General features: G+C 40.5%; 13 protein-coding genes and 1 other annotated feature. Of the genes, 10 read left to right on the forward strand and 3 right to left on the reverse strand.

Going from position 1 to position 13795, the window contains the following annotated elements; translation table 11 throughout:
• Positions 1–45 precede the first annotated feature (45 nt).
• Together metK and asnB are read left to right on the forward strand one after the other, a co-directional pair.
• A complete protein-coding gene (gene metK, locus ABD006_RS14855; protein ID WP_343842719.1) occupies positions 46–1245 on the forward strand; it encodes a methionine adenosyltransferase in 1200 nt (399 codons plus the stop codon).
• Between the two features lie 382 nt (positions 1246–1627).
• Positions 1628–3535: an asparagine synthase (glutamine-hydrolyzing) gene (gene asnB, locus ABD006_RS14860; RefSeq protein ID WP_343842721.1), complete on the forward strand. Its 1908-nt coding sequence runs from the start codon at positions 1628–1630 to the stop codon at positions 3533–3535.
• A gap of 63 nt (positions 3536–3598) precedes the next feature.
• On the opposite strand, the gene ABD006_RS14865 is transcribed toward asnB, so the two are convergent.
• Positions 3599–4498: a C39 family peptidase gene (locus tag ABD006_RS14865; protein ID WP_343842723.1), complete on the reverse strand. Its 900-nt coding sequence runs from the start codon at positions 4496–4498 to the stop codon at positions 3599–3601.
• Positions 4499–4581: 83 nt separating this feature from the next.
• A complete protein-coding gene (locus tag ABD006_RS14870; protein ID WP_343842725.1) occupies positions 4582–5100 on the reverse strand; it encodes a gamma carbonic anhydrase in 519 nt (172 codons plus the stop codon).
• 66 nt (positions 5101–5166) lie between these two features.
• Here ABD006_RS14870 and ABD006_RS14875 point away from each other — a divergent pair, with 66 nt between their 5' ends.
• Positions 5167–5943 carry an alpha/beta hydrolase gene (locus ABD006_RS14875; protein WP_343842726.1) on the forward strand — a complete coding sequence of 259 codons (777 nt, stop codon included), beginning with the start codon at positions 5167–5169 and terminating at the stop codon, positions 5941–5943.
• Between the two features lie 18 nt (positions 5944–5961).
• Positions 5962–7041, forward strand: a complete 1080-nt coding sequence (locus ABD006_RS14880) for a tetraprenyl-beta-curcumene synthase family protein (protein WP_343842728.1) — start codon at positions 5962–5964, stop codon at positions 7039–7041.
• Between the two features lie 2 nt (positions 7042–7043).
• On the opposite strand, the gene mnmM is transcribed toward ABD006_RS14880, so the two are convergent.
• Entirely contained in the window at positions 7044–7619 is a 576-nt protein-coding gene (gene mnmM / locus ABD006_RS14885) for a tRNA 5-(aminomethyl)-2-thiouridylate-methyltransferase MnmM (RefSeq protein WP_343842730.1), read from the reverse strand.
• 130 nt (positions 7620–7749) lie between these two features.
• Here mnmM and ABD006_RS14890 point away from each other — a divergent pair, with 130 nt between their 5' ends.
• The 6 genes from ABD006_RS14890 to ABD006_RS14915 all read left to right on the forward strand — a co-directional run bounded on the left by ABD006_RS14890 (position 7750) and on the right by ABD006_RS14915 (position 13161).
• The gene (locus tag ABD006_RS14890) at positions 7750–8031 is read left to right on the forward strand and encodes a DUF2524 family protein (protein ID WP_044163358.1); all 282 of its coding nucleotides are present in this window, start codon (positions 7750–7752) and stop codon (positions 8029–8031) included.
• A 117-nt stretch (positions 8032–8148) separates the two neighbouring features.
• A complete protein-coding gene (locus ABD006_RS14895) occupies positions 8149–8904 on the forward strand; it encodes a hypothetical protein (RefSeq protein WP_343842733.1) in 756 nt (251 codons plus the stop codon).
• Positions 8905–8906: 2 nt separating this feature from the next.
• On the forward strand, positions 8907–9284 hold the full coding sequence (locus tag ABD006_RS14900) for a GntR family transcriptional regulator (RefSeq protein WP_343842735.1): 378 nt from the start codon (positions 8907–8909) through the stop codon (positions 9282–9284).
• Entirely contained in the window at positions 9277–9987 is a 711-nt protein-coding gene (locus ABD006_RS14905; RefSeq protein ID WP_343842736.1) for an ABC transporter ATP-binding protein, read from the forward strand. Before ABD006_RS14900 ends, ABD006_RS14905 begins: the two co-directional genes overlap by 8 nt.
• Positions 9988–10068: 81 nt before the next feature.
• Positions 10069–10283: a binding site (T-box leader), on the forward strand.
• 74 nt (positions 10284–10357) lie between these two features.
• A complete protein-coding gene (gene leuS, locus ABD006_RS14910) occupies positions 10358–12772 on the forward strand; it encodes a leucine--tRNA ligase (RefSeq protein ID WP_343842739.1) in 2415 nt (804 codons plus the stop codon).
• Positions 12773–12852: 80 nt separating this feature from the next.
• A complete protein-coding gene (locus ABD006_RS14915) occupies positions 12853–13161 on the forward strand; it encodes a rhodanese-like domain-containing protein (RefSeq protein WP_343842741.1) in 309 nt (102 codons plus the stop codon).
• Positions 13162–13795: the final 634 nt, after the last annotated feature.

Below are 13795 nucleotides of genomic sequence, written 5' to 3' on the forward strand. Positions count from 1 at the left end.
CTTCGTACAGCTAAGTTTTGGATGCTAATAAGGAGGAAATAAAAAATGGCTGTAAAACGCCGGCTTTTTACATCAGAATCTGTTACAGAAGGTCATCCTGATAAGATTTGTGATCAGATTTCTGATGCTATATTAGATGAAATTATTAAAGACGATCCGAATGCACGAGTAGCCTGTGAAACAACTGTGACAACGGGTCTTGTTCTTGTTTCAGGGGAAATTTCTACAACTACATATGTAGATATACCTGCCATCGTGAGAAATACGATAAAGGATATTGGTTATACACGTGCAAAATTTGGATTTGATGCAGAAACGTGTGCTGTTTTAACGGCTATAGATGAACAATCCCCGGATATTGCTCAGGGCGTTAATGAAGCATTGGAAGCCAGAGAAGGCAGTATGTCAGATGAGGAAATTGAAGCTATTGGTGCAGGTGACCAGGGATTAATGTTCGGCTATGCTTCAAACGAAACTTCCGAACTCATGCCGCTCCCTATTTTCTTAGCGCATAAGCTGTCCAAACGCCTGGCTGATGTGAGAAAGGACGGGATTATTGAGTATCTTCGTCCTGATGGAAAAACACAGGTGACAATCGAGTATGATGAAAACAATCAGCCCGTTCGTGTGGATACCATTGTTATTTCTACCCAGCATCATCAGGATATTTCGCTGGACCAAATCAATCAGGATATCCGTAAGCTTGTCATTGATGAAGTGGTTCCGGATCATTTACTGGATGAACAGACAAAATATTTCATTAATCCTACAGGACGATTCGTCATTGGTGGTCCTCAGGGTGATGCCGGATTAACCGGACGTAAAATTATAGTGGATACGTATGGTGGATATGCGCGACATGGGGGAGGAGCCTTTAGTGGTAAGGATCCGACAAAAGTGGATCGTTCAGCCGCTTACGCTGCAAGATATGTAGCCAAAAATATTGTTGCCGCAGGACTGGCTGACACCTGTGAGGTTCAATTAGCCTATGCAATAGGTGTAGCACAGCCGGTTTCCATATCCGTTCACACATTTGGAACAGGGAAGGTAAATGAGGAAGATATGGTCCAGGCGATACGCAATACATTTGATTTAAGACCAGCAGGGATTATCAAAATGCTCGACCTGAGACGACCTATTTATAAGGACACCGCCGCATATGGCCACTTCGGCCGCATGGATAAGTCCTTCCCTTGGGAACAGACCGATAAAGTAAACGAATTAAAAGCTTCCCTTAGCGTATAGTTATATCATGCCGTAATGTGCTGTAACCCCCACCTTTATGATTTGTGAAACGAATTGTGAGTATGGGGGACAAATCGAAAGTGCCTTGATGTGTTTCGTTAACAATCAGTGGGAAGGTAACTCCACTTATTGGATTTTCTCTTTAGTGATTGAGCCCTTGATTTTTAAAATCAAGGGCTTTCTTATACTTTCCTTCATAAAGCATCAGTTTTATCGAGTGTGGGGGTGAACGACCAGTAAATTCCTGATAAGTTCAACTAACCACCTGTGCCCCCCACTGCTGGAAGTTTCACTATATGGATTGTCGTATACCGTAATACATAATTAATATGATATACTAAAAATAATAAGGGTAAGAACAACGAAAGAGAGGACAAACATCATGTGTGGTTTTATTGGAATGATTCGGCACAGCAATAAACAATTAAATGATGCGGAAATGAATCAGTTTCAGCAGCAAAATAATATGATTACACATAGAGGACCTGATGATGAAGGCTACTTTCATGATGAATTTATTTCCTTAGGATTCAGGCGATTAAGTATTATTGATATAGATAGTGGAAAGCAGCCGTTCAGCTATGAAGATGATCGCTACTGGATGGTCTTCAATGGTGAAATTTATAATTATCTGGAACTGAAAGCAGACTTGCAAAAGGAAGGATATGAATTTACGACAGAGTCTGACACAGAAGTGATATTAGCCATGTATCAAAAATATGGAGAAAACACCTTCGAGCATCTGCGTGGCATGTTCTCCATTTTAATCTGGGATAAAGCTGAGCAGATGTTGACTGGTGCACGGGATCCTTTTGGTATTAAACCATTGTTTTATTTTGAAGACGATGAACGTACCTTCTTCAGTTCTGAGAAGAAAAGCCTTTCCATGATCCTGAATCAGGAGAAAGTGGACTTGGAAGCTTTACAGCATTATTTGAGCTTCCAATACGTCCCTGAGCCATTAACGTTAACAGATGGAATAAAGAAAGTAGAACCAGGCCATTACTTTATTCAGAGGCCAGGTGAACGTCCAAGCTTTCATCGTTATTTCCATGTGCAGTTTAAGCCTCTTCTGATGGATAAAAAGGATTGGAAGAAGCGGATTCAAAACGTGCTGTACAATTCCGTGAATGTTCATATGCGCAGTGATGTTCCTGTAGGCTCTTTCCTGTCAGGAGGTATTGATTCCTCTATCATTGTGGCATTGGCCAGAGAATTTAACCCGAATATTAAAACCTTCTCTGTTGGCTTTGAGCGTGACGGCTATTCGGAGGTTGATGTAGCGAAGGAAACAGCAGAAAAACTTGATGTGGAAAATATATCCTATGTCATCACCCCAGAGGAATACATGAATAAGCTTCCTAAAATTATGTGGCATATGGATGATCCACTTGCCGACCCAGCCTGTGTACCACTTTATTTTGTAGCCCGTGAGGCAAGTAAGCATGTGACGGTGGTGCTGTCAGGTGAGGGATCCGATGAACTTTTCGGAGGCTATAATATATACCGGGAACCCGAATCCTTAAAAATTTTCAACTCGATTCCGGGACCTGCAAAGGATTTATTGAGAAGAGTGGCCCAAACCCTTCCTGAAGGAGTAAAAGGGAAGAGCTTTTTAGAGCGGGGAACAACACCTTTAAGTGACCGTTATATTGGAAATGCAAAAATGTTTGATGAAGCTGAAAAGCAGCATCTATTGAAGCAATACAATCAGGCTAATCCTTACCAGCAAATAACGAAACATTTATATCAGCGAATTGACCAGGAGCCTTATGTAAATCAAATGCAATACATTGATATTCATACATGGCTTCGTGGGGATATTTTACTTAAAGCAGACCGAGTGACCATGGCTCATTCGCTGGAGCTGCGCGTACCTTTTCTGGATAAAGATGTCATGAAGGTGGCCAGTGAAATTCCAGTCGAATACAAAATCGGAAATGGAACGACAAAATCGGTTTTAAGAGAGGCTGTAAAGGGAATTGTTCCTGATCACGTTTTAGATCGTAAAAAGCTGGGCTTCCCGGTTCCTATCCGTCATTGGCTGAAGGAGGAAATGTTTGACTGGGCTGAGAACCTGATTCAGGAGAGCCAGACCGGCCATTTACTTCATAAAAAGGTTGTACTGGATCTGCTTTATCAGCACCGTGAAGGTAAAGCTGATTATTCACGTAAAATCTGGACTGTACTCATGTTTATGCTTTGGCATCAAATTTATGTTGAAGGCAAATATTCTTTTGAACAGCTGCAAAATGAAGACCTTACAGAAAGCAAGCTTGCTATTTCATAAAGAAAAAAGGCGGAAGCACCCGTTGTCCAACTGCCAAGTGGACAAGCGGGGCTTCCGTCTTTGCTATATTTCCTGTTTTGATGTAGGTGGTTTTATGGTTATGGCCTGGTTCCCCATTTGCTCCCATGCTTCTACAAAGTCATCAAATGGAGCTTTCTGCTTTTTATCCAATGGGTCATTGAAGTATATATAATCTTCATCATATCCGGTTACCAGCACCGAATGCTCATTCATTGTAATTTCGACCGGTCCTTTGGAAGTGTACCAGGTTTCGAAAGCCGACTCTGGGAGTTTTTTGTATTTAGCATTGATAATGACCACAACAGGTTGCTCCTGGTTTAAAGCCCTGAGAACGCTGTAAAAGGATTCGCCACTAAGATTTTGTACTCTCTCCTTGCCGACATACTTTTCTGCCAAATCAGCAAGTGGCTCGTTATAAACACCGTATCCTGGTTCATTAAACGTGTACATATTCCCCACAAATCCTATATGGGGATTTCCGAAATGGATTTTCCCATTCTCTTCTCTATAACGAGAAGGGTCTCTTGTGATTTCTTTGGCGAGGGTCATCTTATTAGCATCAATCCCATAATATTGCAAAAGCATCGTTAACGATGTGACTTCACAGCCGCGGGGCAGTTCAGGTAACTGAAGGACGTGCGGCGCTTTTATGTTCATGGATGATTGGATCTCCACCTCCTCAACGAAAGGGGAAAGAGAGATTTCCTCGTGTGCTGATACAGCAACAGCATTTACTTTGTCTGAACCTTGCCGGCTTGCTTCCGGTCCAGAAGGCCATGTTTGTTTATATTCAGAAATGGTTACCATAACAAGTACCAGAGCTGTTATGAAAAATAACCGGCTGTAGGCTGCAGCTGTTTTTTTAAAGGATGGAAATGATTTTTTTGTCTTCCATAAAAGAATACTCATAAAAAAACAAAAAAGAACAAGAAAATTGAACAAGATGAACCCTCCTCTCCCTTATCTTATGGAAGGTTTGGCTGCTTACGTGATGGATTTTCTGCTAATAGAGTAAAATATCACCATCAGCTTCGTTCCTGTAAGGATTTATAGTATTGTCCTTTATCAACATAGGTCTGCCGTACCCGGTCCATCTCTTTTATATCTTTATCGGTTAATTCACGAATAACTTTAGCCGGGCTGCCAAACGCCATTGTACGAGGAGGGATTTTCTTGCCGGGTGTAACCAGACTTCCGGCACCAATAAAGGCTCCCTCTCCAATTTCGGCGCCATCCAGAATTTTGGCACCCATTCCAATGAGGGCATGCTTACGTATTATAGCTGAATGAAGAAGTACCTGATGTCCTACCGTTACCCCATCCTCTATAATCAGTGGAAGGTCAGGACTCTGATGAAGCATACATTGATCCTGAATATTGGTATTCTGACCAATTTTTACGGAAGAGACATCGCCACGAATAACCGTCTTAAACCAAATGCTTGCGTATTTTTCGATGGTTACATCTCCTGTAATCACAGCATCATCGGCGATAAAAGCTGAAGGATCAATCTTTGGGTTCCATCCTTTATATTCATCAATCATATGTACAATCCTCCCTGTAAAAAGTATGTTACTATAAGTATATCAAATGAACAGGAGGCATTGTTCTTGAAGAGAATTCAAGAATCAAGCAAAGGTACCATTGTTCTTGTCCATGGCGCGTTTGAGCATGCAGGGCGCTATGAATGGCTGGCGGATAAATGGGAAGAAGCCGGCTTCAATGTGATTTGCAACGATTTGCCCGGTCAAGGCAGAACAGATGGATTAAGAGGTCATATTGATTCATTTGATGAGTACATTGAGGCCATATCCGGCTGGCTGAATGAGGCAAAAACCTATCGGAAGCCTGTATTTCTGTTTGGACACAGTATGGGGGGCCTTGCAGTAATCCGAATGCTGGAAGAAACAAGACCGGACCTTAATGGGGTGATTTTATCCTCACCTGGTTTGGGCTTCGCATCGAGACCACCTAAGTGGATTTTGTTTTTTACAAGGATGCTGGAAAAAAGAATACCCAAGTTTCAGGTTAAGCTCAATCTCCACCCTTTTATGTCTACCAGAAATACTCGTTTGCATGATCGGAATAGGGAGGATCCTTTATTTTTGAAGAAGGTCTCCATCCGCTGGTATCATGAGTTTGAACGTGCGATTGCACAGGCTTTCCAAAAGGTCAGCCAATACCCGGAAATCCCTACTTTAGTTTTGCAGGCGGGGAAGGATCTAATTATACAGGCGCAGGAAGTTCAACGCTGGTTTAAAAAACTTCCGATTCAAAATAAAAAGTATATGGAATGGCATGGTCTGTTTCATGAACTCTTTAATGAGCCGGAAAGAGACGATGTTTTTCAGTTCACACAATCATTTGTAAACAAAAAGATTGAATAAGACAATGGAGGATGTACGTTGAAAGACAATATACCAACAAAGCCATTACCCTTAATGGTTACAGTCTATCGAAAAATATTCCCGGATGTGAACAAAGAGTTAGATGCATGGAAACAAATAGCGAAAGAAATCCCTGATCAGGAGCTACGTACACAGGCTCTGGCAAGTATTGAATCTAAAACCTTTCATTGTGAAGGCGGAGGGATTTATGCTTTGTTAGCAAGTGAAAAACGTCCGGAGGCTATTCAATTTATCGTCGCATACCAGACAATCAGCGATTATCTGGATAATTTATGTGATCGCAGTACGTCACTTGACCCGCAGGATTTTGAATGGCTGCATCAGTCCATGCTTGATGCATTATCTCCCGGTGAAGAGGTTAAGAATTATTATGCGTATCGCGAGGAACAAAACGACGGCGGTTATTTACCAGAATTGGTGCGCACCTGTCAGAATATACTGGGCAAAATTGAGAATTACAACGAGCTTAGCCCCTACCTGATTCATTTGGCATCCTTATATCGTGATTTGCAGGTACACAAGCATGTTAAAAAGGAAGAACGTGTTTCCAGATTAACCAACTGGTTCCATTCGCATCAGGATCAATGTCCGGACCTTACCTGGTATGAATTTTCTGCTTGTACCGGATCAACATTAGGGGTTTTCTGTCTTGTATCCTATGGTTTAAGTGGTAAATCTTCTGCAGAGCTGGCAGATATCATTTTTTCCGGTTATTTTCCTTATTTGCAGGGTCTTCACATTATGCTTGATTATTATATTGATCAAAAAGAGGATGCAAATGAGGGTGATCTTAATTTTTGCAGCTTTTATTCAAATGAGCAGGAATTAGAAACCCGGTTCATGTACATTTTTAATCAGACTGGAGAGCATTTGCATTCGATTCCGAATAAAGCCTTCCATCAAATGGTACAGAAAGGCTTGGTGGGATTGTATTTAGCCGATAAAAAAGTAGAGCAATTAAAAGATGGAAGCCGGTTCGTCAAAAACTTTTTAAAGGTTGCTGGTTCAAAAGCAAAGTTCTTTTATGTAAATACGAAGCTTTATCATAAAATTAAGCCCGCTTTGTTACGAAGATAACATTAGCGGGCTTTTCTCTTCTCAATAGCTAGCAGAAACGGGGGGTTATTCTTCTGATTAATAAAACTGTATTCCAGCACACTGAACTCTTTCTGATCCAGCTGCTTGACCATTTCTAACAATTCCTCTTTCTCTTTGTCTCCTCCTTGATGTCCATAATAAACGACTAAAACAATGAGTTTCCCTTCTCTTAAATTTTCCAGCAGCTGCTGTATGGCAGGGATTGTCGACTCGGGCATGGTAATGACCGATTTATCACTGCCGGGCAGGTATCCTAAATTAAAAATGGCCCCACCGATATTTTTGTGCATATGTGTTTTTAAATGTCTGTCCAGCTGACTGTGACTATCATGAATGAGAGTGGCGTGTTCAATGTGGTGCTCCTGAAGACGATGACGCGTATTCTGAATCGCCTGCTCTTGTATATCAAAGGCTAATACATGACCTGTCTCTCCGACGAGGTTGGCAAGAAGCAGGGTATCGTTCCCGTTTCCTGCTGTGGCATCGACAACGATATCTCCTTTTTCCACTGACTGTTTTAGTAATTCATGTGAGAATTGAAGGGCTTGTTTGACCATTTTCTAATGCTCCTGTTCTTATTGTTTTCATCATTTATTTTAGCATTCTTTCCAGAAAAGAGAAAAGTTGGCTATTGATCTGCGGTATAGATGTACAATACTGGTTTACATTAAGAATGAGGTGATGCTGATGGCAACCCGCGACTCCATGGAACAACTCATCACAGAGATTAAAGACAAAATCGATACAGCAAAAAAGGAACTGGATGAGACCAACCGCAATGGGTATGACGTGGACAGCGAATATACCAATGCCCAAACGAATTTAGAACAGGCGGAAGCAGAGATTGAGCATATGAAGTTAAGTGCCAATCATCAGCAGAGAGAACAGTTGCACAGGTTACACCTCCAGGTTTCCCAAGTATTGAATGATATGTATTTAGATCAAGTCGACCTTAATGAATACAGCTAAGAAGATTGATCGGAAGTGCAAGCGGCACTTCCGATTTTTTTCATATATTCAACTTTACATCACCTTTGTCATAGTGTACTATTTAACTAGTACAATTTTTACAAAGGGGCGTTCGATATGAATAGGCGTGCTTTTATGGGAGCTTGGAGAAAAGAATGGAAAATGATGAAGCATTCTTTTGCTTTTATTTTATTTATTGCCATGTTACTGGTGATTGGAATGTTTGGAGTAACAACAGAGCTTGAATCAGGCTTTACCAGTCTTGGTGTTGGTGTGTTTATGTTTCCGGCTTATTTTTTGCTTAGTTTAAATACGGAAGCTCTTCAGATGCAGCAGTTTTTACATATGAATAAATCTTTACATAACGTCATTTTGGCTAAATTTTTGAATGGGTTGTTATTGACTGTTTCCTATGCTTTTGTAATGGGGATCATTCTCTTTATCATAAATCAGATAAATGGTCAGATTCCTGCAGCTGAATTTGTAATTAATTTGATTTTACTTGTGACGAATATTCTCTTGCTTACTGTTTTTCCTACAATGATTATTTTCCTTGTTTGGAGTCTTTATCACGTTGTTCGGAAATTTCATACAGCCATCGGAATTATTGCCATTATTCTGTTTTTATACGTTTTTAATGAAGGGTTTCGAGCATTTGATGATACAGCCTTATATGATGCTTTAACCAACTGGGGAACAGTAACCTGGGAAACCGGCTTTCCTGTCGTTGATTTTGGTACCTATTCCGCATTCCCTCTTACTTCGAGTGGCGATATTCAATTTCAGTCAGGTACGATTTTGTTTTATGCGTTTTTGTGTCTAATCTTTTACCTGATATCCATGTACCTTCTTGAACGTAAAGTGGAGGTGTAGCCATGGGGATAGATTTTAAACCGGATAAGCCCATTTATCAGCAAATTATGGACCGGATTTCCAGTGAAATTATTCGTGGGGAGCGTCAGGCTGGGGATAAGTTGACATCTGTAAGGGAATATGCGGTGGAAGTAGGAGTGAATGCAAATACAATACAAAGGGTGTATCGAGAATTAGAGCAAATGGAAATCGTTGAGAGCAGAAGAGGACAGGGAACATTTATTACTGAAAAGCAGGAACGGCTTCATCAGTTGAGGGAAGACATGAAAAGGCAATACATTCAATCTTTTATCTCTGATATGCAAGGAATGGGATTTTCAGTTCATGAGATGATTGATGGGATACGCCAATCCAGTGAGGGGGAGGATAACAATGATTAAGTTTGATGCCGTCTATAAAAAGTACTTCCTAAACGTTGCCATAAAGGATTTTAGTATTACTTTAGAAAAAGGAAATATCATAGGCATTATAGGTGAAAACGGGAGCGGGAAATCAACTCTGTTACGACTAATCGCTGGTCTTCTCAATCCCAGTAAAGGAAATATTACAGTAGATGGTGAACATGTATCAAGGGAAATACGTGAAAAGATTGCCTATTTAACGGATCAGGATTATTATTTTCCTTACTTTACGATTCGCGAATTAATGAATTATTATCATAGTCAATTTTCTGACTTTAACATCACAAAAGCAGAGAACATGATTGACTTTTTACAGCTTGATCCAGGTACAAAAATCGGACATTTATCCAAAGGCAATCGGGGCAGGGTGAAGTTTTTAATGACCATATCCCGTAACGCACCGTATATTATTATGGATGAACCTTTTAGTGGACTGGATCCAATGGTACGTGCTTCGATTATTAAAGGATTAATTCAATTTGTTGATTTGTCAAGGCAGACCGTTATCTTAACTACCCATGAATTAAAGGAAGTGGAATCTGTTTTGGATGAAGCAGTGGTGTTAAAGGCAGGAAGGCTCTTAGCCAAAAGTTCAGTTGAACAAATAAGAGAAGAATTAAACATGAGTGTTCTTGAGTGGATGGAGCATCTGTATCAGGAGGAGAAGAGACTGAAGGCTTAAGGCTTTTGCCTGATTTTTTGCCGATTCTTGACAATTTTTCTCTCCTTCATTACAATTATCATACATATAAGTAACCACGGGAAAATGACGATGAGAAGGAATAGTAATGAATGGTCAAGAATCCAGAGAGACAGCGGCTGGTGTGAGCTGTCCTTGATGTTCATGAACTCGCCTTTAAAGTTGCAGATATGAACATCATAGTAGTATCTGACGTGAGCTCGCGTTAAGAGCATCAAGTGAACACTGCTATGTGTTAATTTGGGTGGTACCGCGGGAATACAACTCTCGTCCCATGTTTGACTGGGATGGGGGTTTTTTATATTCACAGATATACATAAAGAGAAGGAAAACTAGATAGGAGGAAAAGAGTATGGCATTCGATCACAGAAGGATTGAAAAGAAATGGCAAACCTACTGGGAGGACAACAAAACCTTTAAAACCAATACAGAAAGTGAAAAAGAGAAGTTCTATGCCATGGATATGTTTCCGTATCCATCAGGCTCTGGCCTGCATGTTGGTCATCCTGAAGGGTATACCGCTACGGATATACTTTCCCGGATGAAACGCATGCAGGGGTATGAAGTGCTTCATCCGATGGGCTGGGATGCTTTTGGTCTCCCTGCTGAGCAATACGCACTTGATACAGGAAACGATCCGAAAGAATTCACGGATCAGAACATCGAAACCTTTAAACGGCAAATTAAGTCTTTAGGTTTTTCGTATGATTGGGATCGTGAAATCAATACAACGGATCCTGATTATTACAAGTGGACCCAGTGGATTTTTCTTAAACTTTATGAAAAAGGTCTCGCTTATATTGATGAAGTAGCGGTAAACTGGTGTCCTGCACTGGGAACCGTTCTTGCAAATGAAGAAGTGATTGATGGAAAAAGTGAACGAGGGGGCCACCCTGTCGTTCGTAAACCGATGAAACAATGGATGCTGAAAATTACCGAGTATGCCGATCGTCTGCTTGAAGACTTGGAAGACCTTGACTGGCCGGAAAGCATTAAAGACATGCAGCGCAATTGGATTGGCCGATCAGAAGGAGCACAGATTACGTTTTCGGTAAAAGATTCAGAGGAAACATTTGAAGCATTTACCACTCGTCCTGATACGTTATTTGGTGCAACTTATGCTGTGTTTGCACCTGAGCATCCACTGGTTGAAAAAATAGTCACACGTGAACAAAAAGAAGCTGTCGACAGCTATTTAAAAGAAATTGAGACCAAAAGTGATTTGGAGCGAACAGACCTGGCCAAGGATAAAACCGGTGTATTTACAGGTGCTTATGCAGTGAATCCTATTAATGGTGAACAAATGCCAATCTGGATTGCAGATTATGTATTAATGTCTTATGGTACTGGCGCTATAATGGCTGTTCCAGCACACGATGAGCGGGACTACGAGTTTGCGAAAAAATTTGATCTTCCTATTAAAGAAGTTGTGGAAGGCGGTAATATTGAAAAAGAAGCCTATACAGAAGATGGGAAGCACATTAATTCCGACTTCCTGAACGGTCTGGAAAAGGAAGAAGCGATTGAAAAGGCTATTGAATGGGTTACGGATCATGGACATGGTGAAAGAAAAGTAACCTATCGTCTGCGTGACTGGTTGTTCAGCCGCCAGCGTTACTGGGGTGAGCCGATTCCAATTATTCACTGGGAGGATGGCACCCTGGAACCATGGCCTGAAGATAAACTTCCTCTTGAGCTTCCTGAAGCAGATGAAATCAAACCATCAGGAACAGGGGAGTCACCTCTTGCCAATATTAAAGATTGGGTTGAGATAACGGATCCTGCCACCGGCAAAAAAGGACGTCTCGAAACAAATACAATGCCACAATGGGCCGGCAGCTGCTGGTATTATCTGCGCTATATTGATCCGGACAACAGTGACCAGCTTGCTGATCCGGAAAAACTGAAAAAATGGCTGCCTGTTGATATTTATATAGGGGGTGCAGAACACGCTGTACTTCACCTGCTATATGCAAGATTCTGGCACAAGGTCCTGTATGATATTGGTGTTGTACCGACAAAAGAACCATTCCAGAAGCTCTTTAACCAGGGAATGATTCTTGGAGAAAATCACGAAAAGATGAGTAAATCCAAAGGGAATGTTGTAAACCCTGATGATATTGTAACGACTCATGGTGCCGACACGCTCCGTCTCTATGAAATGTTTATGGGACCTCTGGATGCAGATGTGGCTTGGAGCGCCAATGGATTAGATGGTTCACGTCGCTTCCTTGAACGTGTGTGGCGATTGTTTGTTGATGATAATGGAGAGCTTAGGGAAACGGTTAAGGATGAACCAAATGATGATCTTATCCGTGTTTATCACGAAACGGTCAAAAAGGTGACAGAAAACTTTGAAGGGCTGCGGTTTAACACAGGTATTTCACAAATGATGGTATTCATTAATGATGGATATAAAGCACCGCATATTCCTAAAGAATACGCAGAAGGATTTGTAAAGCTTTTATCACCAGTGGCCCCACATCTTGCTGAAGAGCTATGGTCCATCCTGGGTCATGAAGAAACCATCAGTTATGAACCATGGCCACAATTTGATGAATCCAAGCTCGTAGAAAATGAAGTAGAAATCCCTGTTCAAGTAATGGGGAAAGTAAGAGCAAAAATGATGATACCGAAAGATGCATCGAAAGAAGACATGGAAAAACTGGCGCTTGAAAATGAACGTGTTCAGGAGTGGATAGAAGGAAAAACGGTTCGAAAGGTTATTGCCGTACCAGGGAAATTGGTCAATATTGTAGCGAATTAAACATATATAAGATAAGAAAAGGATAGACTTTTACTCTCTCTATCCCTTTCCTTTTGACTTTTTAAAAGGAGGATTTAAAAATGGCTGATGAAATAAAAGAAATCACCCCTGAGGAAGTAGAGGAAACCTTACATACAGACAACTACACTGTTATCGATGTAAGAGAAGATGAGGAAGTTCAGCAGGGAATGATTGAAGGAGCAAAACATATCCCTCTGCAACAGATACCTGAATCGCTTGACCAGTTAGATAAAAATGAAGAATATGTGCTTGTATGCCGTTCAGGCCGAAGAAGCTACAATGCATCTCAATATTTACAGGAACAAGGGTATAAAGTACGAAATATGACCGGTGGCATGTTAAATTGGAAAGGTGAAGTCACCTTTTAAACCTTAAAAAAATCCTCAGAATAATGATCTGAGGATTTTTTTATTACGTTCCTGACAAGTTCGACGAAAGAACCCCCACTGATGGAAGCGAGAACCCTCCGAAAATTAAAGTTTCGCTTCTTGATATAGGCTCCCGTTAGATAGATGGTAAAAAGTGGACTGTTTAAATGTATTGATAAAAAATCATACACATGGTATATTTATTTCTGCCGTTGAAAAAGGGCATTTAAATCATCAAATTGTTACTGGGTTTTAGTTGTTTGTGATAGAATAGTAATTGCAAATAATACTTGTATTATGTATAAATGCTAATAATAGCTGATTGAAGTTAATCTTGACTTTCATTGGTTCATGTGTTACATTTAAATATGTTGCATTTGAAGCGACAATGCTTTATAAATTAGCTGTTGAAATTAATCACAAAGCATGTTATATTATTATCTGTCGCTTTAAACGGCGAACAAAACAAACTAAAAAAGTTATTGACTTTCAGTTGATAACTTGATATACTAATTAAGTTGCTTTAAAGGCAACTGACTTCGAACTTTGAAAACTGAACAAAACAACCAGTACGTCAATTCGCTATTTAAATAGCATTTTGAATATGAGCATTATGGATTTTAACATCCAAACT

This window comes from Salinibacillus aidingensis (assembly GCF_039522525.1).
Taxonomy (GTDB): Bacteria; Bacillota; Bacilli; order Bacillales; family Alkalibacillaceae; genus Salinibacillus; species Salinibacillus aidingensis.

Bases quoted from the DNA above. Each gene is read 5' to 3' on its own strand.
- ABD006_RS14905 (WP_343842736.1), top strand. From the start codon at position 9,277: ATGATTAAGTTTGATGCCGTCTATAAAAAGTACTTCCTAAACGTTGCC.
- ABD006_RS14895 (WP_343842733.1), top strand. From the start codon at position 8,149: ATGAATAGGCGTGCTTTTATGGGAGCTTGGAGAAAAGAATGGAAAATG.
- asnB (WP_343842721.1), top strand. From the start codon at position 1,628: ATGTGTGGTTTTATTGGAATGATTCGGCACAGCAATAAACAATTAAAT.
- ABD006_RS14900 (WP_343842735.1), top strand. From the start codon at position 8,907: ATGGGGATAGATTTTAAACCGGATAAGCCCATTTATCAGCAAATTATG.
- metK (WP_343842719.1), top strand. From the start codon at position 46: ATGGCTGTAAAACGCCGGCTTTTTACATCAGAATCTGTTACAGAAGGT.
- ABD006_RS14870 (WP_343842725.1), bottom strand. From the start codon at position 5,100: ATGATTGATGAATATAAAGGATGGAACCCAAAGATTGATCCTTCAGCT.
- mnmM (WP_343842730.1), bottom strand. From the start codon at position 7,619: ATGGTCAAACAAGCCCTTCAATTCTCACATGAATTACTAAAACAGTCA.
- leuS (WP_343842739.1), top strand. From the start codon at position 10,358: ATGGCATTCGATCACAGAAGGATTGAAAAGAAATGGCAAACCTACTGG.
- ABD006_RS14915 (WP_343842741.1), top strand. From the start codon at position 12,853: ATGGCTGATGAAATAAAAGAAATCACCCCTGAGGAAGTAGAGGAAACC.
- ABD006_RS14890 (WP_044163358.1), top strand. From the start codon at position 7,750: ATGGCAACCCGCGACTCCATGGAACAACTCATCACAGAGATTAAAGAC.